General features: G+C 64.7%; 18 protein-coding genes and 1 riboswitch. Of the genes, 10 read left to right on the top strand and 8 right to left on the bottom strand.

Annotated elements, in window-relative coordinates; translation table 11 throughout:
• Nucleotides 1–186 precede the first annotated feature (186 nt).
• Nucleotides 187–945 (top strand): cobalt-precorrin-6A reductase, encoded by a 759-nt coding sequence (locus NKI96_RS21865; RefSeq protein ID WP_352806116.1) that lies wholly within the window; start codon nucleotides 187–189, stop codon nucleotides 943–945.
• Here NKI96_RS21865 and NKI96_RS21860 read toward each other — a convergent pair.
• From NKI96_RS21860 to NKI96_RS21825, 8 genes are all read right to left on the bottom strand, one after another.
• Nucleotides 909–1,673 (bottom strand): precorrin-3B C(17)-methyltransferase, encoded by a 765-nt coding sequence (locus NKI96_RS21860; RefSeq protein WP_352806115.1) that lies wholly within the window; start codon nucleotides 1,671–1,673, stop codon nucleotides 909–911. The genes NKI96_RS21865 and NKI96_RS21860 overlap by 37 nt on opposite strands.
• Entirely contained in the window at nucleotides 1,670–2,443 is a 774-nt protein-coding gene (locus tag NKI96_RS21855; protein WP_352806113.1) for a precorrin-2 C(20)-methyltransferase, read from the bottom strand. Before NKI96_RS21855 ends, NKI96_RS21860 begins: the two co-directional genes overlap by 4 nt.
• Entirely contained in the window at nucleotides 2,440–3,072 is a 633-nt protein-coding gene (locus tag NKI96_RS21850) for a precorrin-8X methylmutase (RefSeq protein ID WP_352498758.1), read from the bottom strand. The genes NKI96_RS21855 and NKI96_RS21850 overlap by 4 nt, the downstream gene beginning before the upstream one ends.
• Nucleotides 3,073–3,074: 2 nt before the next feature.
• Entirely contained in the window at nucleotides 3,075–4,538 is a 1,464-nt protein-coding gene (cobG, locus tag NKI96_RS21845; protein ID WP_352806111.1) for a precorrin-3B synthase, read from the bottom strand.
• A complete protein-coding gene (gene cobN / locus NKI96_RS21840) occupies nucleotides 4,535–8,209 on the bottom strand; it encodes a cobaltochelatase subunit CobN (protein ID WP_352806109.1) in 3,675 nt (1,224 codons plus the stop codon). Before cobN ends, cobG begins: the two co-directional genes overlap by 4 nt.
• Nucleotides 8,210–8,227: 18 nt before the next feature.
• The gene (gene cobW / locus NKI96_RS21835) at nucleotides 8,228–9,280 is read right to left on the bottom strand and encodes a cobalamin biosynthesis protein CobW (protein WP_352806107.1); all 1,053 of its coding nucleotides are present in this window, start codon (nucleotides 9,278–9,280) and stop codon (nucleotides 8,228–8,230) included.
• A 2-nt stretch (nucleotides 9,281–9,282) separates the two neighbouring features.
• Entirely contained in the window at nucleotides 9,283–9,711 is a 429-nt protein-coding gene (locus tag NKI96_RS21830; RefSeq protein ID WP_352806105.1) for a DUF1636 family protein, read from the bottom strand.
• A gap of 38 nt (nucleotides 9,712–9,749) precedes the next feature.
• Nucleotides 9,750–9,954, bottom strand: a riboswitch (cobalamin riboswitch).
• A 29-nt stretch (nucleotides 9,955–9,983) separates the two neighbouring features.
• A complete protein-coding gene (locus NKI96_RS21825) occupies nucleotides 9,984–11,186 on the bottom strand; it encodes a winged helix-turn-helix domain-containing protein (protein ID WP_352806102.1) in 1,203 nt (400 codons plus the stop codon).
• 327 nt (nucleotides 11,187–11,513) lie between these two features.
• Between NKI96_RS21825 and NKI96_RS21820 the strand changes: the two genes are divergently transcribed.
• The 9 genes from NKI96_RS21820 (at nucleotide 11,514) to NKI96_RS21780 (ending at nucleotide 18,222) form a co-directional block, all read left to right on the top strand.
• Entirely contained in the window at nucleotides 11,514–11,879 is a 366-nt protein-coding gene (locus NKI96_RS21820; protein ID WP_023822164.1) for an NADH-quinone oxidoreductase subunit A, read from the top strand.
• On the top strand, nucleotides 11,870–12,451 hold the full coding sequence (locus NKI96_RS21815) for a NuoB/complex I 20 kDa subunit family protein (protein WP_023822165.1): 582 nt from the start codon (nucleotides 11,870–11,872) through the stop codon (nucleotides 12,449–12,451). Before NKI96_RS21820 ends, NKI96_RS21815 begins: the two co-directional genes overlap by 10 nt.
• A gap of 4 nt (nucleotides 12,452–12,455) precedes the next feature.
• A complete protein-coding gene (locus NKI96_RS21810) occupies nucleotides 12,456–13,058 on the top strand; it encodes an NADH-quinone oxidoreductase subunit C (protein WP_023670823.1) in 603 nt (200 codons plus the stop codon).
• Between the two features lie 10 nt (nucleotides 13,059–13,068).
• Complete coding sequence (locus tag NKI96_RS21805) at nucleotides 13,069–13,422, top strand: hypothetical protein (RefSeq protein ID WP_155921649.1); 354 nt, start codon at nucleotides 13,069–13,071, stop codon at nucleotides 13,420–13,422.
• Nucleotide 13,423: 1 nt separating this feature from the next.
• A complete protein-coding gene (locus NKI96_RS21800; RefSeq protein ID WP_023822166.1) occupies nucleotides 13,424–14,614 on the top strand; it encodes an NADH-quinone oxidoreductase subunit D in 1,191 nt (396 codons plus the stop codon).
• Nucleotides 14,615–15,946: an NADH-quinone oxidoreductase subunit E gene (locus NKI96_RS21795; protein WP_023744666.1), complete on the top strand. Its 1,332-nt coding sequence runs from the start codon at nucleotides 14,615–14,617 to the stop codon at nucleotides 15,944–15,946.
• On the top strand, nucleotides 15,946–16,149 hold the full coding sequence (locus NKI96_RS21790; RefSeq protein WP_023690953.1) for a hypothetical protein: 204 nt from the start codon (nucleotides 15,946–15,948) through the stop codon (nucleotides 16,147–16,149). Before NKI96_RS21795 ends, NKI96_RS21790 begins: the two co-directional genes overlap by 1 nt.
• 3 nt (nucleotides 16,150–16,152) lie before the next feature.
• Entirely contained in the window at nucleotides 16,153–17,457 is a 1,305-nt protein-coding gene (gene nuoF, locus NKI96_RS21785; RefSeq protein WP_023670819.1) for an NADH-quinone oxidoreductase subunit NuoF, read from the top strand.
• A gap of 72 nt (nucleotides 17,458–17,529) precedes the next feature.
• Nucleotides 17,530–18,222 carry a helix-hairpin-helix domain-containing protein gene (locus tag NKI96_RS21780; protein WP_352806098.1) on the top strand — a complete coding sequence of 231 codons (693 nt, stop codon included), beginning with the start codon at nucleotides 17,530–17,532 and terminating at the stop codon, nucleotides 18,220–18,222.
• Nucleotides 18,223–18,225 lie beyond the last annotated feature (3 nt).

The raw sequence follows: 18,225 nt of genomic DNA, 5'->3' as shown, positions 1-18,225 counted from the left end.
TGAGGCGTTCGTCGTTCGAAAAGTCAAGCAATTGACTTTTCGTCTGCCAGCCAGACCACTCCTCACCTCCCCGTGTAGTGACGGGGAGAAGGGAGACGCTCCGGCGCTGACGCCTCCCTCTCCCCGTTCTTCAGGGGGAGAGGGTAGGGGTGAGGGGCAGCGCCGACGCTGTTCAACATGGTGCTCATGAAGAAGATTCTGATCCTTGGCGGCACGACAGAAGCGCGCCAATTGGCCGAAAAACTGGTGGAAGATTTCCGTGTCACCCTGTCGCTGGCCGGCCGCACCGAAAGCCCGGTCGCGCAAGGCGTGCCGGTGCGCAGCGGCGGATTTGGCGGCGCCGACGGGCTGGCCGCCTATCTCAGGGAGGCGGGCATCGACCTGCTGATCGACGCCACACATCCCTATGCGGCGCAGATATCCGCCAATGCGGCGCAAGCCTCGCGCCTGACCGGTGTGCCGATCCTGGCGCTGCGCCGTCCCGGCTGGAAGCCTGTCGACGGCGACCGCTGGACGCAGGTCGATAGGACAGGCGATGCGGTGCACGCGCTTGGATCGACGCCGCGCCGCGCCTTCCTGGCGCTCGGCCGGCAAGAGGTCGCGGCTTTCGAGGCGGCGCCGCAGCATCACTACCTCATCCGCAGCGTCGATCCGGTCGAGCCGAAACTGGCGGTGCCGGATGCGACCTACCTTCTGGCGCGCGGGCCGTTTCGCGAGGCGGATGAACGCGCACTGCTCGAGGAGCACCGCATCGATGGTGTCGTGTCCAAGAACAGCGGCGGTGAGGCGACCTACGGCAAGATCGCGGCGGCGCGGGCGCTCGGTATCGAGGTGGTGATGGTGCGCAGGCCCATCCTGCCGGAGGTGCCGTCGGCCGAAACTGTCGAAGCATTGGCCGCGATGATCGATCATGGTCTCGACCCCGTCGCGGAACGCGGTGTGTAGACCAGCGCCGGTTTGTCACCGCGCTTGATGATCCTTGTCTCCGGCGAACCGATGATGATGCAGGTCGCCATGTCGGCTTTTTGCGCGTCGACATCGGCCAGCAAAAAGACCTCGATGCGCTCGTCCGGGCGGCCGGCGGCGCGGCCGAAGATGACCGGCGTGGTGCCGGGCAGGATGGCGCGCAGGCATTCGAAGGCGCGGCCGAGCTGCCAAGGGCGCGCCTTGCTGATCGGGTTATAGAGCGCGATGACGAAGCCGGCGCCGGCCGCCGCCAAAAGGCGCAGCTCGATCAGATCCCACGGTTTGAGATTGTCGGACAGCGAGATGGCGCAGAAATCATGGCCGAGTGGCGCGCCGATGCGGGCGGCGACAGCCAGCATCGCAGTGATGCCCGGCACGACGGCGACATCGACCGCGCGCCACTCGGCCGGACCGGCCTCGATCGCCTCACAGACCGCGGCGGCCATGGCAAAGACGCCGGGATCGCCGCCGGAGACGACGGCGACGTCATGGCCGTCCGCCGCCTTTACCAGCGCGTCCTTGGAGCGGGCGAGTTCCTCGCGATTGTCCGAGGCGACGCGGGTCTGGTCCGGGCGCAGCTCCAGCCGGTCGAGATAAGGCTTGTAGCCATAGAAGAACTTTGCCTCGGCGACGGCGCGGCTGGCTTGCGGCGTCACCTGATCGGCATTGCCGGGCCCAAGGCCGATGACGGTGAGGCGGCCGCTCATGGCTTGGCTCCCATGACGCCAGGCCGGCCGGACCAGCCGGCAACCAGCACGATGGCGAAATAAGGCGCCTTGTCGTCCGGCTTGTCGGCAAGCTTCATCGAGATGCTACCGGCCATGGTGCCGCGCTCGACATAAACGGCGCGGGCGAGCTTGCCGGTGGCTTCCAGCGCCCGCCTGATCTTGGGCAGGTTGCGGCCGACCTTCATGATGACGGCGGCATCGGTGTCGGCGAGACGGCGTGTCAGTTCGAATTCGCTCATCGTGCCGGGCAAAACCGTCAGCACATCGTCGCCCTGGACGATCGGCACGCCGGTCTGCGACCAGCAGCCCGACATGGCGGTGACGCCGGGGATGACTTCGGTTCGGAAGCGATGCGCGAGGCGCACATGCAGGTGCATGTAGGAGCCGTAGAACAGCGGGTCGCCTTCGGAGAGCACGGCGACCATGCGGCCGGCTTCGAGGTGTTCGGCGACCTTCTCGGCCGACTCCTCGTAGAAATCGGTGATCTGCGAACGGTAGTCGTCGTGATCCTTGTCGATCTCGGTGGTGACGGGATAGAGAAGCGGCAGTTCCAGCATATCCGGCCGGAAACGCGCCTCGACGATGGCGCGCGCGTTGCTGTTGTTGCCGCGCTTGGCGAAGTAGGCGACGACATCGGCCTCGGCCAGAACGCGCGCGGCCTTCAGCGTCAGCAGCTCGGGGTCGCCAGGCCCCGTGCCGACGCCGACAAGACGGCCTTTTGCCAGATCTTCTTTGACGGCTGCGTTCACAGGCCGGGCCTCGCCAGCGAATTGAGCGCGGCTGCGGTCATGGCGCTGCCGCCAAGCCTGCCGCGCACGATGGCGTAGGGTACGCCATAGGAATTCTCGGCCAGCGCATCCTTGGATTCGGCGGCACCGACGAAGCCGACCGGCATGCCGATGATGGCTGCCGGCTTCGGCGCGCCGTCGCGCAACTTTTCCAGGAGATAGAACAGTGCCGTCGGCGCATTGCCTATGGCGACCACCGAACCGGCCATACGCTCGCCCCACAGATCGATTGCCGCCGCCGAGCGGGTGTTGCCGATCTCCTTGGCGATGTCGTGCGTGCGCGGGTCGCGCAAGGTGCAGATCACCTCGTTGCCGGCCGGCAGCCTGGCGCGGGTGACGCCATGCGAGACCATTTCGGCATCGCAGAAGATCGGCGCGCCGGCCGCCAAGGCGCTGCGGGCGGCGGCGACGAAATCGCTGGAGAAGACAAAATGACTTGATGCTTCGACCTGGCCGCAGGCATGGATCATGCGGATGGCGACGTCGGCCTCGGCCTCGGAAAAGAGGGACAAATCGGCCTCGGCGCGGATGATGGCAAAAGAGCGCTCATAGATGGCGTTGCCGTCATGGATGTAATCGTAGGCGGCCATGCTTATTCCTGTCGGTAGCTTTCGGCGATTGCCGCCGGCCCGAGCCTTGTCAGGCAAGCGGCGGCGGTTTCGCCCTGAAATCGTGCGCTGCGGACCATCGCCGCGACGCGACTGACGCCGCGTGCGGCGTCATAGCCCGGCCTGTAGCCCGCAGGAAGGGCCTTTGCCGTCGCGTTCACGACAAGTCCGGCTCCGTTTTCGCCGCCGACGATTGTTAGCGCGGCAGAGCCGGGGTGAGCGCAGCCCTTGGCGCAGCCGGAAATGTGCAGTGTGAAGTCGAGGATATCAGCGTTTTCGGCGGCGATTGTCTCGGCGATGTCGCGCGTGGCGATGCGGCCGGAGGCACACGCAGGGGTGCCGGGGCAGGCGGCGATGCGGGTGCGCGGGTCGGCGGCGGTGGTGACGAAGCCGAGCGCGGTGGCGGTGGCTTGCAGGAGGTGGTTTGCGGACGATGGTTGGCCGAGGAAAAGCAAGGCGCGGCCGGGGGCGAGGCGGATTTCGGCGACGCCGAGGGACAGGGCGCTTTGGGCGAGGGCGATGAGTTTTTCGGCCGGCATGCTGCCATAGGGGAGGGCTATGCCGAGAGCGGTGGTGTCGTTGGATAAGGGGAAAAGACCGATAGGCCGGCGATCCTGCACACCCCCCTCTGTCCTGCCGGACATCTCCCCCGCTTGGGGGGAGATTGCGTCTTCGTGGGCGATTTCGCCAATTTTCAGCGTCGAAAGTGGAGAGCCGCCGGCGACCCTGCTGATCTCCCCCCTTGAGGGGGAGATGTCCGGCAGGACAGAGGGGGGTGCGAAGGAATGCCAGCTTGCGAGAGAGGCCAATTGCCTCTCCGACAAATCCCGAGAATGTGCGTCACGCCCCTTCTCGGCAACCATCCTCAGCACAGCAACCGCAATATCGCGCGCTGCATCCTCATCGGCCGTCGCAAGCGGCCTCGCGCTTTGGCCATCGCTGGCAACAGACAAAGCCCACAGAACGCTAGCGCTGAATCGCACCGCCTTCAGCCTGACATCGGCCGTCACCCCATCCATCGTCAACTGCCCGCCGCCATCGACAACCACCGAAACCTTCGGCCCGAGCCTTGGCGTCAGCCCAGCTTCCTCGACCGCAGCCCTGACCCGCTCAGCCAAAGATCGCGGATCGGCAATCTCCCGCGGATCGATGCCAGCCAGCGGCCCGGTCTCGACCGGCACGCCGGTACGCACTGCAATCCCCAGTGCATCGACCTCCGCCGCCAACAGCACCGCACTTTCCGCCGTCAGGCCGCGTATCTGCAGGCTGCCTCGTGCGGTCACTTCCATGATGCCGTTGCCGCGCTTCAAGGCGGATTCGCAGAGTCCGATCAGCGACTTGGGGGAAAGCCCTCCAGCAACCGGGTTGAGCCGCACCAGCAGGCCATCGCCGGTCTGCATCGGCGCCGAGAGAGCCGGACAGGCGCCGCGGCGCGAGAAGGCGTTCATGCCGCGACCCCGAGCGCCTCGGCCTCGGCGATCAACGCCGCGAGATCGTCGTCGATCGCGTTGCGCAAGGGATGCCAGAGACCACGCCGGCGCGCCGACAGGAAGCGTTCGGCGATGACTTTGGCTGCGGCCGGGTTTTCGCGCAGGATGAAGGCGCGGACATCGGGATCACCGACATAGGCATCATGCACGGCCTCGATCAGCGCGCCTGAAATGGCGTGCGTGGTTTCAGCGAAGCCGATGAGGCGGTCGACCGTTTCGGCGAATTCGGAGGCGCCGCGCGGGCCGTGCCGCATCTGGCCGGCGATGAAACGCGCATTGACGGCTCGCGCCCGCACAACCCGCGACACAGCCTCGCCGACCGAGCGCGGCTTCGGCTTGTGCGGGTCGGTGGTGTCGAGCACGATGACGTCGGCATTTCGGCCGAGCGTCGCAAGTGCAGCCGAAAAGCCGCCGATGAAGGCGACGTCGGCGGAGCCCTCGAGAATGTCGCGGCCGGGATCGTCGCCGGTGTGGACGAGCAGATCGGCCTCGGCGATGCGGGTCTCGAAAGCGCCGGGGGAGGCAATGCCTTCGCCCTCGGCGCCGCCATAGGCATGCGATGTCGCATCGAGATAGGCGCGGCCGATTTCTTCGCGCCCGACCCAGTCGCCGCTGGACAGCAGGTCCTCGACGCCGGCGCCGTAGGTGCCGGGCGAGGTGCCGAAGATGCGCGGGCCGATCTTGCCATCGGCGCGGGTTCTGGCGGCGAGCGGGTTTTCCGAATCGTCCTCGTCGCGCGCGGCTACGGCGTTGGCGGCGGCGTCGATCAGCGCGATCTGGGTCGGGAACATGTCGCGGAACAGACCCGAAATCCGCCAGGTGACATCGACGCGCGGGCGACCGAGCGTGGCCGGCGGCAGCACTTCGATGCCGGTGATGCGGCCGGTGGCACTGTCCCATTGCGGCCGGCAGCCCATCAGCGCCAGGCCTTGCGCGATCTCCTCGCCGCCAGTGCGCAGCGAGGCCGAGCCCCAGAGGTCGATGACCAGCGAGCGCGGCCAGTCGCCATGCGACTGCATATAGCCGCGCACGACTTCTTCTGCCGCCGCCTTTCCCAGATCGTAGGCGGTCGGCGTCGGCATGGTGCGCGGGTCGGAGGTGAACAGGTTGCGGCCGGTGGGCAGCACGTCGGAGCGGCCACGCGCCGGTGCGCCCGCCGGACCCGCCTTGATGTGACGGCCGTCGAGCGCGGCAAGAAGTGCTGCTTTCTCGGCCTCCGCGCTTTGCACGCGCATGGCGTCGGGCTCGTCGTCGGGAGCGCGGCCATAGATGTGCAGGCCGTCCTTGATGGCGAAATCCTTGAGGTCGCAGAGCCAGGCGTCGATGCGGCGCAGCGCCTCGTCGGGCGCGTCGGTTTTGGCGACGCCGGCTTCGGAGGCGATGCCGGTCTTCTGCGCGGTGTCGACGATCAGCTTGGCCAGACGATCGCGCCGGCGGCGGTCGAGGCCGTCGGCCTGGGCGTATTCGTCGACGAGGCGCTCGAGCTTGTGCTGCTCTTCATCAAGGCCAGCAGCTGCCAGTGGTGGCGGCAGATGGCCAAGCGTGACGGCTGCTATGCGCCGCTTGGCTTGCGCCGCCTCGCCGGGATTGGAGACGATGAAGGGATAGATGACGGGCAGCGAGCCGGTGACGATCTCGGGGAAGCAGTTTTGTGAGAGCGCTACCGTCTTGCCGGGCAGCCATTCCAGCGTGCCATGGGCGCCGACATGGATGAGAGCATGGATGCGGAGCGATTTGCGCAGCCACAGGCCGAAGGCCAGCAGATCGTGGCGCGGCGGCAGCGTCGGGTCGTGGTAATCGGCGCGCCGGTCGGCCGAGCGGCCACGGTCGGGGGCGAGAGCGACAGTGATGTTGCCGAAGGTGGCGGCGCGGAAGGGGAAGCCGCTCTTACCCTCCCCCTTGTGGGGAGGGTGGCCCGCAGGGCCGGGTGGTGCACCGCTACCCCCACCCCGTTTCGCGCCATCCGCTTCGCGAATGTCGCGAACCGACCCTCCCCACAAGGGGGAGCGTGAAGGAGCACCCCATGCCGCCTCGACTGCAGCCAGTGCCTCAGCCGGCAAATCCTTTGAGAAGTCCAGATACTCATCCAGCCCCAGCCCACCATCGCTCCGCTCCAACGCGTCCAGCAGCGCACGCGGCGTTTCTGGAATCCCGTCAACGCGATAGCCCTGCTCCTTCAGGTCATGCAGCATGGCCAGCACGCTGGACGGCACATCCAGGCCCACTGCATAGCCAGTGCGGCCGGGCGCGCTCGGATAGTCCGGAATGAGGATCGCCAACTTACGCGTCGCGCGGGGCGTCTGCTGCAACCGTGTGAACGCCGCTAGCCTGTCCGCCACTTGCGCCACGCGATCCGGTTCCGGGCGGTTGGCGAAGGCGCGGTGGCCGAGCGCCGGGTCGGTCTCGCTCTCGCCCTTGAAGGAAATCGCGCCGGCGAGGATGCGGCCGTCGAGTTCGGGCAGCACGACATGCATGGCGAGGTCGGCGGGCGCCAGGCCGCGCTGGTTGTTGTCCCAGACGTCGCGGCGGGTGGTGGCGACGATGACCTGGAAGACAGGCACGCCGGCGCGGTCGAACAGGGTTTGGACGCCGGGTTCGGCGCCGGAGGCGAAGGCGGTTGCGGTGATGATGGCGGCGGGGTTGAGCGCGGCCAGAGCAGTTTCGACGAAGGCCAGGGAGGTCGGGTCTTTGAGGCTGGAGACGAAGATCGGGATCGGTCTCATGCCGCGCTGGCGGAGTGCATCAAAGAGGGCATCGATTGGCGCGACATCGGCGGCCAGCAGCATCGAGCGGTAGAAGAGGATGGGGATGATGGGAGGGTTGATGTTGTCTGCGCCGAGTTCCCGCCCACCCCCCTCTGTCCTGCCGGACATCTCCCCCGCAAGGGGGGAGATTGCGCTGTCATCGACGCTTTCGCCGATCGGGGATGTTGCAGAGGAATCTATTATCGGCTGGGCAGAAAAAGTGCCGAGGTCCGCGCCGGCTGATCTCCCCCCTTGCGGGGGAGATGTCCGGCAGGACAGAGGGGGGTGTGAAGGAACGCCGACATCGGCAAAATCCAACTTGCCTACGACGCCGCAGCCTGGCTCGTAGTAGCCAGCTTTCGGCACGCTGACCGGCTCAGCCGCCGCCACATCGGACCCAGCCAACCCCGCTAGCCGCTGCACCAGCGCCGTCATATTCTCCGGGCCACCCTCGCGGAAATAACCAAGCAGGCCGTCCAACTCCTCGCGCGGCAGCGTCGAGGCTTCGATCAGCCTGAGATCCTCGTCGTGGCTTTCACCAGGCAGCAGCGCCAGCTTGATGCCGTTCGCACGGGCAGTCGCGGCAAGCTGGTCGCAGCCATAGCGCCACCAGTCGTAGCCGCCGAGGATGCGCACCAAAATCACCTTGGCGTGGCGGGCGACGCTGTCGAACCAGAGGTCCACGGACATGGGATGGCGCAGGTCGCGCAGCGCCGCCAGCCGCATCGACGGCAGGCGGACGGCATCGGCCTTCCAGGCCGCCGCGAGGCCGGCGAGGTCGCTGTCCGTGAAGGACAGCGCCACGATATCCGCCGGCGTCTGCCGGAGATCAACTGGCTCGGCGAGATCGTCGAGCGACGCGGAGGTCGTGGTGAGTATGTGCATCGCGGCTCGTGCCTGAGATCAGCCGGCGAGTATACGCTCGATCGCCGGGCGGTTCAGCCCCTTCAGGCCGATGACGACAAGACGCGAGCGGCGATCGTCCTCGGCCGTCCAGGCGCGGTCATAGTAGTGGTTGACGCGTGGGCCGACGGCCTGCAGCAAAAGGCGCATCGGCTTGCCGCCGACATCGACGAAGCCTTTGACGCGCAGCACATTCTCTTCCTCGGCCACCGTAGCGACACGCCTGGCCAGTTCGTCCGGATTGGTGATGGAGGGGATGTCGACGATGAAGGTGTCGAAATCGTCATGCTCGTGATCGAAGGCGCCGTCATGGTGCGATTTGCGGTTCTCGATGTCGTCCTCGACGGCGAGGCCGAGGCCGAGCAGCACCGAGGGATCGACCTTGCCATGTGCGGTCGGCACGATCTTCACGGCGCGGGCGGAATGTTCATTGATGATGGCGTTGGCGCGGGCCGAACCGGCTGAATCCATCAAATCGCTCTTCGACAGGATGATCAGGTCGGCGCAGGCGATCTGGTCCTCGAAGACTTCTTCGACCGGATCGTCGTGGTCGAGCGTCTCGTCCTGAGCGCGCTGTGCCTGCAAAGCGTCCATGTCGTTGGCGACGCGGCCTTCGGCCAGCGCCGGGCCGTCTACCACGGCGATGACACCGTCGACGGTTACCCGGCTCTTCACGCTCGGCCACTGGAACGCCTGGACCAGCGGCTTGGGCAGAGCCAGGCCCGAGGTCTCGATCAGGATGTGGTCAACCTTCGGTGTCAGCGCGAGGACCTTGTCGAGGGCGGGCACGAAATCGTCGGCGACTGTACAGCAGATGCAGCCATTGGCCAGTTCGACGATGTTTTCCTCGGGGCAAGTGTCGATGCCGCACCCTTTGAGAATCTCGCCGTCGATGCCGATGTCGCCGAACTCGTTGACAATGATGGCAATGCGCTTGCCCCCGGCGTTTTCCAGGAGATGGCGGACCAGCGTCGTCTTGCCGGCACCGAGAAAGCCGGTGACGACGGTGCAGGGAACACGGGAGAGATTGCCGGTCGGGTTTGAAACGTTCATCGTCAGTCCTTCAGCATATCGAGGGGTGGGATGCGGGCAACGAGGCCGCGCTTGAGGCTATCGGGCCGGCCGCGCCACGGGATGAGACCGTCGGTCGAAGTCGCGAAGAGCTTTGCGCCGGTGACGAGGTCGGCGCCGCTGGTTGGGGCCAGATCGCCGAAGACATAGCTCCAGCAGCCATCACGCAGAATCGCGGCGCTGAGGCGGCGCTTGCAATTGCCGAGACATTCGGCGGTGCGGACGCGGATGTTGTCATCGGCTGCGGCGAGGCGCGTGTCGTCGGCCAGCAGTTCGCCGGCGCGGGGGTGAGCGTCTGAGCCGGTTTCATCGCGGCATGAGGCGCAGACGATGACGGTCACGCCAGCCAACGCGCCGCTATTGGCAGACGAAACATCCGCTGTGCCAGCCGAAAAACTGCTGTTCTGGTCCAAAAACCGTGCTCCTTGCCCGGAAACCCGCCAGGCGATCGGATACTTTGTCTCAGACGGCAGGTCTCCTGGCTCGCGGGTCATCGCCTTGGTTAGCCGCCTTCCCGGTGTTACCCAGTGGCTTTCGGCCTTGGCTCGTCGCTTACAGTTGCGGGGACAGCCGCGGATTTGGGATTTTCGTCCCGTACCGCATTCCCTCTTGGCCCTTGCCGTTGCGGGCAGGGGACCGTCTGGAACGGATTTAGGCTGTTGCGGGGAGTTGTGTCAACGCACGGCTACGACATGGCGATGTCGGCCAAAGGCTTCCCCAAATTGCCGGCCGGCGTTACTTCGACGCGCTCAAGGCCGAGCCAGCCCTGCATCTGCTTCAATTCCTCGAACAACTCTGCAGCTGTCTCAGGCGGTGCGCCTGCTTCGGCGTAGGCGGCGTGGACGCGTAAGACACTCGCAGGCCGGTCGGCCTTGAGATCGACGCGGGCGACGATCCGGTCGCCGAGCAGGAAGGGCAGCACGTAGTAGCCATATTGGCGCTTTTCGGCCGGCGTGTAGATCTCGATGCGGTAGTGGAAATCGAACAGGCGCTCGGTGCGCGAGCGCTCGAAGACCACCGGATCGAAGGGCGCCAGTAGCGCGCGGGCCTCGATCTTTCGCGGCAGACGGGCGTCCTTATAGAGGTAAGCCGGCTTGTCCCAGCCTTCGACGTTTACCGGCAGCAACTCGCCCATCTCAACCAGTTCCTCCAACCGGCCCTTCATGTCGGCTGGCGACAAGCGGAAATAATCGCGCAGGTCACCCGACGTCGCGATGCCGTGGGCGCGGGCGGAAATGCGCAGCAATTCGCGGTGCGCGTCCTCGGCCGCCGGCACCGGCAGGTCGAGGATCGCCTGCGGCAGCACGCGCTCGGGCAGGTCGTAGAAACGCTCGAAGCCACGGCGGTGCGCCGTGGTGATGCGTCCGGCCCAGAAGAGCCATTCGAAGGCGTGCTTGGCGTGGCTCCAGCCCCACCAGCCGCCCGAACCTTTCTGGCCCTCCAGTGCCGAAGCGGCAATCGGGCCGCGCTCGGCGACCGCGCGGTAGATCTCTTCGATATAGGCGGCGTGCTCGCGGCCCCATTTGGCGAGGCCCAGATACATTTCGTCGCCGCTTTCAGCGCGCTGCATGCGCCAGCGCATCAGTGGGTAGGTCTCGACCGGCAGGAACGAGGCCTCATGCGCCCAGTATTCGAACACCGTGCGTTTGCGGGTGATGGCCGCATTGTCGAGCAAAGCCAGCGGGTAGGGGCCAAGCCGCGAATAGAGCGGCATATAGTGGGCGCGCACCACCGCGCTGACGGAATCGATCTGCAGCAAGCCGGTGCGCGACAGCACGCGGGCGAGGTGGCGGCGATCGGGCGTGCCGCCCGGGCGCGGATCGAGAAATCCTTGCGCGGCGAGCGCGATGCGCCTGGCCGTCGGGAGTGAGATTTTGTCCTTCGTCAAAGTGTCTTGCCTCGAACCATTTTCCCGACTTTAGCCGGCGATTCCGGTCATGCTAGCAGGCAAATGGCGGGAGATGTGTCAGGAGACAAAAGTGGAGTGAAAGATGAAGGAAACCAAACAGGAGGAGATCGGACCAGTTTTTCCCGGCCTGCCGTCCAGCACTGTCTTTTGAACAAGGTTTGACTTGCTTCGCTGAAAGCCGTGCGCTAACCCTCGCCGCGTTGCAGCAAAGGCACCTAAAACGGTTCAGCGGTTAAACTGTCGCGCTTCCGCATTAGGGTTGGTTGCTGTAATCAAAGTGGATTGGCCGCCAACGGAAAGCCGAGCATGAACGTACTCCTCAGTTCATACCTGCCCATCGTCCTCTTCATCGCCGTGGCCGCGGTTGTAGGCTTGGCGCTTATCATCGCGCCGTTTCTGGTGGCTTATCGCAATCCCGATCCGGAGAAGCTTTCCGCCTACGAGTGCGGGTTCAACTCGTTCGACGATGCCCGGATGAAATTCGACATCCGCTTCTACCTGGTGTCGATCCTGTTCATCATCTTCGATCTGGAAGTGGCCTTCCTGTTTCCGTGGGCGGTGTCGTTCTCGAAGATCGGCATGCTCGGTTTCTGGTCGATGATGGTGTTTTTGGGGGTGCTGACCATCGGCTTTGCCTATGAGTGGAAAAAAGGAGCGCTGGAATGGGATTGAACGACAGTTCCGGAACGCTCGTCGCGCCGAAGCCCAGAGGCCTGATCGACCCCAATACCGGACGTCCGGTCGGTTCCGACGATCCGTTCTTCCTCGAGATCAACAATGAACTGGCCGACAAGGGTTTTCTGGTCACCTCGACCGAGGCGCTGATCACCTGGGCGCGCAGCGGCTCGCTGATGTTCATGACCTTCGGTCTCGCCTGCTGTGCCGTCGAGATGATCCACACCTCGATGCCGCGCTATGATTCGGAGCGGTTTGGCGTGGCTCCTCGCGCGTCGCCGCGCCAGTCGGACATCATGATCGTGGCGGGAACGCTGACCAACAAGATGGCCCCCGCTTTGCGCAAGGTCTACGACCAGATGCCGGAGCCGCGCTACGTCATCTCGATGGGTTCCTGCGCCAATGGCGGCGGCTATTATCACTATTCCTATTCGGTGGTGCGCGGCTGCGACCGCATCGTGCCGGTCGACATCTATGTGCCCGGCTGCCCGCCAAGCGCCGAAGCGCTGCTCTACGGCATTCTTCTCCTGCAGAAGAAGATCCGCCGCACCGGCACGATCGAACGGTAGACCCATGGCCGCATCCCTGAGCGAACTGTCGACCTATCTCGGCGAAAAGCTGCCGGGCCGCGTCACCGATGCAGTGCTTGCCTATGGCGAACTGACGATCTCGGTTGCTACAGACAATCTGATCGAGGTGACAAGCTTCCTGCGTGACGATTCGGGTTGCCAGTTCATTTCGATCATCGATATCTGCGGCGCCGACTACCCGTCGCGCGTCAAGCGTTTCGATGTCGTCTATCATCTGCTGTCGCCGAAGCAGAATTTGCGCATCCGCATCAAGGTGCAGGCCGACGAAGAGACGCTGGTGCCGTCGCTCACCGCTGTCTATCCCGGCGCCGACTGGTATGAGCGCGAAGCCTACGATCTCTATGGCGTGCTGTTCTCCGGCCATCCGGACCTGCGCCGCATCCTCACGGATTACGGCTTCGAGGGCCATCCCCTGCGCAAGGACTTCCCGCTGACAGGTTTCGTCGAGGTGCGCTACGACGACGAAGCCAAGCGCGTGATCTACGAGCCGGTGGAATTGAAGCAGGAATTCAGGAACTTCGATTTTCTCTCGCCATGGGAAGGGACGGACTACGTCCTGCCGGGCGATGAGAAGGCGAAACAGTAGGGGCGGCGGCGTGGCGATGATCCGCGTAGCGCTACTAAGCCTGTTTTGCTGTGCCGGCTTGCAGAATGCTTTTGCGAACGACTGCAAAGTAGCTGGAGTGGATTGCTATTCGGCGGCGCGAGCTGTCGTGGCGAACGACACGGTGAAGAACTGCCCGACGATATTTCGTATCAAGCCTGCGATGCAGATTGAATTGGACCAGATTTTGAACGCCTTGCGCGATGCTGGAGAGCTGGCCGATCTCCAGCCTTCCAACGAGACCATTGAGCAATGCGAGCAGAGAGCAAAAGAATATGTGGCCGGGCCGCAGACGGTCCGCTTCATGGAACTGACGCCGTCAGCCAAGGAAAGGCTTGGAATCTAGCATGACCGAGCACTCCGTCCGCAACTTTAACATCAACTTCGGACCGCAGCACCCTGCGGCACACGGTGTTTTGCGTCTTGTGCTGGAGCTTGACGGCGAGGTGGTCGACCGCGTCGATCCGCATATCGGCTTGCTGCATCGCGGCACCGAAAAGCTGATCGAGCACAAGACCTATCTGCAGGCCGTGCCCTATCTCGACCGGCTCGACTATTGCGCACCGATGAACCAGGAGCATGCCTTCGCGCTCGCCACCGAGCGGTTGCTCGGCATCGAAGTGCCGAGGCGCGGCCAGCTGATCCGCGTGCTCTATTCCGAGCTCAGCCGCATCATGTCGCACATCCTCAATGTGACGACGCAGGCGCTGGATATCGGCGCGCTGACGCCGCCGCTGTGGGGTTTCGTCGAACGCGAAAAGCTGATGGTGTTTTATGAGCGCGCTTCCGGTTCGCGCATGCACGCGGCCTATTTCCGTCCGGGCGGTGTGCACCAGGATCTGCCGGCGAAGCTGGTCGACGACATCGGCAAGTGGATCGACCCGTTCCTGAAGTCGCTTGACGACCTCGACAAGCTGCTTACCGGCAACCGCATCTTCAAGCAACGCAATGTCGATATCGGTATCGTGTCGCTTGCCGACGCCTGGGCCTGGGGTTTTTCCGGCGTCATGGTGCGCGGCTCGGGTGCTGCCTGGGATTTGCGCAAGTCGCAGCCCTATGAATGCTATTCCGAGATGGATTTCGACATCCCGATCGGCAAGAACGGCGACTGCTACGACCGTTATCTCGTGCGCATGGAAGAAATGCGCCAGTCGGCCAAGATCATGCGTCAGTGCGTCGACCTTCTGCTCGGCAAGGAGAGCACCGGGCCGGTGTCGAACCTCGACGGCAAGGTGGTGCCGCCCAAGCGCCAGGCGATGAAGCGCTCGATGGAAGCGCTGATCCATCATTTCAAGCTCTATACTGAGGGTTACCGCGTGCCGGCCGGCGAGGTCTATGCCGCGGTCGAGGCGCCGAAGGGGGAGTTCGGCGTCTATCTCGTCTCCGACGGCACCAACAAGCCCTACCGCTGCAAGCTGCGCGCGCCCGGCTTCGCGCATCTGCAAGCCATGGATTTCCTCTGCCGTGGCCACATGCTGGCCGACGTCACTGCCGTCCTGGGTTCCCTCGACATCGTGTTTGGTGAGGTCGATCGCTAAATGTCAGTCCGCCGTCTCGCAGAAGCAAGCGTCCAGCCAGCCACCTTCGCCTTCAACCGGGCGAATGCGGCGGTTGCGAAGCAATGGATCAAGAAATATCCGAAGGGCCGCGAGCAGTCGGCGATCATTCCCTTGCTGATGATTGCGCAGGAGCAGGAAGGCTGGGTCACCAAGGCGGCGATCGAGACGATTTCGGACATGCTCGGCATGCCGCGCATTCGCGGGCTCGAAGTCGCGACCTTCTACACGCAGTACCAGCTCAATCCGGTCGGCACGCGCGCGCATATCCAGGTCTGCGGCACCACGCCCTGCATGCTGCGCGGCTCGGAAGCGCTGATGGATGTGTGCCGCTCGAAAATCCATCACGACCAGTTCCACACCAACGACAAGGGCACGCTGTCGTGGGAGGAGGTCGAATGCCTCGGCGCCTGCGTCAACGCGCCGATGGTGATGGTCTTCAAGGATACGTTCGAGGATCTGACGCCTGAGCGGCTGGCCGAAATCATCGATCTTTATGATGCAGGCAAGGGCGCCTCGGTTCCCACGGGACCGCAAAATGGCAGAACCGGCTCGGAGCCGGCGCCTGGCCTGACGACGCTGAAGAGCGAAAAGGCGATCCTCAAAGCGACGCGCGACAAGGAAGCCAGGGCGGCGAGCAAGGCTGCCCACGCGGCGCCCGACGCGATCATTGCAGCGCCTGTTCCGGCGCCTGCCGCTCCTGCAGCGGCCGCCCCGGTGGCGCCATCCAACGCCGGCAAGCCGAAGACCGATGCGCCGGAAACCAGCTCGGCGTTGAAGTCGCCCTCCAGGGCCAAGGTTGCACCGGCGGCGGAAAAAGCGGCGAGCGTCCCGGCGCCCCTGCATTCGGCCGCCAACGCCAACACCGCGGCGCCTGAAGTCGAGAAGGTCGCCAAGCAGCGTAATGGCCCGAAGACCACCGCCACGCCGGCAACTGCCTTCACTGCGCCGGAATTCAAGGCGCCAGCGGTCAAGGCCGCGGTGGCCCCGGCCGTCAAGGCGCCGGCAGCCAGGCCCGCAAAGCCGTCGCTCGAGGACAAGAACCGTCCGGCCGGAATCGACAGGCCGGCTGCGGTCGACGATCTCAAGCTGATCTCGGGCATTGGCCCGAAGATCGAGGGCATCCTTCATTCGCTTGGCATCTTCACCTTCACACAGGTCGCATCCTGGAATAAGGCCGAGCGCGACTGGGTGGATGGATATCTCGCTTTCCAGGGCCGCATCGAGCGCGACGACTGGGGCAAGCAGGCCAAGGCGCTCGCCAAGGGCGGCGTCGCCGAATACATCCGCGTCTTCGGCAAGGAGCCACGTTGATGGCTGAAGCGCAAAGCACCGGATCTTTGCTGACGCTGCGCAGCATTGTCATCGGCGTTGTCTGCATCGCTGCTGCCAACATCCTTCTGGAGGGGCTTCGGCGCCTCGTCGAATTGCCGTTTTCGGATACCCTGGAATCGATGGCCGCGACCGGCATGGGCGTGCTGGTGTGGTTCTCGATCGTCTTGCGGGGAAAGAGGTAAGTCATGCTGGCTGACAAAGACCGCATCTTCAACAACATCTACGGCCTGTTCGATAAGTCGCTGGCCGGCGCCATGGCGCGCGGCGCCTGGGACAACACGCCAGGCATCATCGCCAAGGGGCGCGAGTGGATCGTCAACGAGATGAAGGCGTCAGGCCTGCGCGGCCGTGGCGGCGCCGGTTTCCCGACCGGGCTGAAATGGTCGTTCATGCCCAAGCAGAGCGACGGAAGGCCGAGCTATCTCGTTGTCAACGCCGACGAATCCGAGCCCGGCACGTGCAAGGACCGCGATATCCTGCGCAACGATCCGCACACGCTGGTCGAGGGCTCGTTCATCGCCGGCTTCGCCATGGGCGCGGTCGCCGCCTACATCTATGTGCGCGGCGAGTTCATCCGCGAGCGCGAAGCGCTGCAGCGCGCCATCGACGAGGCCTACGAGGCCAGGCTGATCGGCAAGAACAACACGTCCGGATACGATTTCGACATCTACATGCACCACGGCGCCGGCGCCTACATCTGCGGCGAGGAAACAGCGCTGCTCGAAAGCCTCGAAGGCAAGAAGGGCCAGCCCCGGCTGAAGCCGCCATTCCCAGCCAATGTCGGCTTGTACGGTTGTCCGACAACCGTGAACAATGTCGAGTCCATCGCGGTGGCGCCGACCATTTTGCGCCGCGGCGCGGCCTGGTTCTCGTCCTTCGGCCGGCCCAACAATGTCGGCACCAAGCTGTTTTGCATCTCGGGCCACGTCAACAATCCGTGCACCGTCGAAGAGGCGATGTCGATCCCGTTCCGCGAGCTGATCGAAACCCATTGCGGCGGCATTCGCGGCGGCTGGGACAATCTCCTGGCGGTCATTCCGGGCGGCGCTTCGGTGCCGCTGGTGCCGGCCGAGCAGATCATCGATGCGCCGATGGATTTCGATGCTTTGCGCGACCTGAAATCCGGCCTCGGCACGGCGGCTGTCATCGTCATGGACAAATCGACCGATATCGTGAAGGCGATCGCCAGGCTTTCCTATTTCTACAAGCATGAGAGCTGCGGCCAGTGCACGCCATGCCGCGAAGGCACCGGCTGGATGTGGCGGGTGATGGAGCGGCTGGTGCGCGGCGAGGCGCAGAAGCGCGAGATCGACATGCTGCTCGACGTCACCAAACAGGTGGAGGGTCATACGATCTGCGCGCTGGGCGATGCCGCGGCATGGCCGATCCAGGGCCTGATGCGGCATTTCCGCGGCGAGGTGGAGCGGCGCATCGACGAGTTTTCGCGCAACGCGCACCGGGCCGAACCGGTGATGGTGGCTGCTGAGTAGATTGAAATCGGGCGCAAGCCCCGGACGGAAATATAGGGGCGGGGCTGACGAAGAAACGACCAGGAGATGTCTATGGCGCCCTATTCGAACCCTTTGATGCCCAATTTGGACCAGCTTGAGAAGATGAACCAGGATTTGACAAGGATGATGCCGAAGGAGATGGCCAGCGCCGTCAAACTTCTCGCGCATCCTGTCGCGGGTGCCGCCGCCATGTCGGCGCTGGGCTTCGGCCTTGCCAACCATGCCTTTGGCGTGTGGCTAGGCGCCTTGTCGGGTGCTGCCGAGGCATCGCAGCGGATTTTCCAGCCGATCATCGACGATTTCGAGCAGCGCAGCCAAGAGTTCTCCGAGACCGCGCCGGCCAGCAAGGCGCGCGCGGCGACCAGAACCCTGATCGCCGAGGCGCAGACTTTTGCCCAGGACGTGACCGATATTGCCGCTCGCACCGTAGACGCCGAGCCGGAGAAGACCGATGCCGTCGCCGAAGGCGCGACGATCGGATTGATGCCGGAGGATTTCAGACAGCCCAAGGCCGTGGCTCGTCCGGCCAAGCCGTCGGATCTCAAGGCGATCACCGGCGTTGGGCCGAAGCTGGAAAAGGTGCTGAACGGCCTCGGCATCTGGACCTTTGCCCAGATCGCCGCCTGGGCGCCGGAAGAGATCGCCTGGGTCGAGGACTACCTGTCGCTCACCGGCCGTATCGGCCGCGACGAGTGGACCCGCCAGGCCGCGGCGCTGACGCTGGCTGCCAAGGCGAAGAAGTAGGGG

It is taken from the genome of Mesorhizobium sp. M0292 (assembly GCF_040321695.1).
GTDB lineage: Bacteria > Pseudomonadota > Alphaproteobacteria > Rhizobiales > Rhizobiaceae > Mesorhizobium.
This window is presented reverse-complemented; position numbering and strand designations above follow the sequence as displayed.

Excerpts from the sequence above, each read along its gene's own strand:
- NKI96_RS21865 (WP_352806116.1), top strand. The coding sequence starts at position 187 with ATGAAGAAGATTCTGATCCTTGGCGGCACGACAGAAGCGCGCCAATTG.
- NKI96_RS21860 (WP_352806115.1), bottom strand. The coding sequence starts at position 1,673 with ATGAGCGGCCGCCTCACCGTCATCGGCCTTGGGCCCGGCAATGCCGAT.
- NKI96_RS21850 (WP_352498758.1), bottom strand. The coding sequence starts at position 3,072 with ATGGCCGCCTACGATTACATCCATGACGGCAACGCCATCTATGAGCGC.
- cobG (WP_352806111.1), bottom strand. The coding sequence starts at position 4,538 with ATGAACGCCTTCTCGCGCCGCGGCGCCTGTCCGGCTCTCTCGGCGCCG.
- cobN (WP_352806109.1), bottom strand. The coding sequence starts at position 8,209 with ATGCACATACTCACCACGACCTCCGCGTCGCTCGACGATCTCGCCGAG.
- cobW (WP_352806107.1), bottom strand. The coding sequence starts at position 9,280 with ATGAACGTTTCAAACCCGACCGGCAATCTCTCCCGTGTTCCCTGCACC.
- NKI96_RS21820 (WP_023822164.1), top strand. The coding sequence starts at position 11,514 with ATGAACGTACTCCTCAGTTCATACCTGCCCATCGTCCTCTTCATCGCC.
- NKI96_RS21815 (WP_023822165.1), top strand. The coding sequence starts at position 11,870 with ATGGGATTGAACGACAGTTCCGGAACGCTCGTCGCGCCGAAGCCCAGA.
- NKI96_RS21810 (WP_023670823.1), top strand. The coding sequence starts at position 12,456 with ATGGCCGCATCCCTGAGCGAACTGTCGACCTATCTCGGCGAAAAGCTG.
- NKI96_RS21800 (WP_023822166.1), top strand. The coding sequence starts at position 13,424 with ATGACCGAGCACTCCGTCCGCAACTTTAACATCAACTTCGGACCGCAG.
- NKI96_RS21795 (WP_023744666.1), top strand. The coding sequence starts at position 14,615 with ATGTCAGTCCGCCGTCTCGCAGAAGCAAGCGTCCAGCCAGCCACCTTC.
- NKI96_RS21790 (WP_023690953.1), top strand. The coding sequence starts at position 15,946 with ATGGCTGAAGCGCAAAGCACCGGATCTTTGCTGACGCTGCGCAGCATT.
- nuoF (WP_023670819.1), top strand. The coding sequence starts at position 16,153 with ATGCTGGCTGACAAAGACCGCATCTTCAACAACATCTACGGCCTGTTC.
- NKI96_RS21780 (WP_352806098.1), top strand. The coding sequence starts at position 17,530 with ATGGCGCCCTATTCGAACCCTTTGATGCCCAATTTGGACCAGCTTGAG.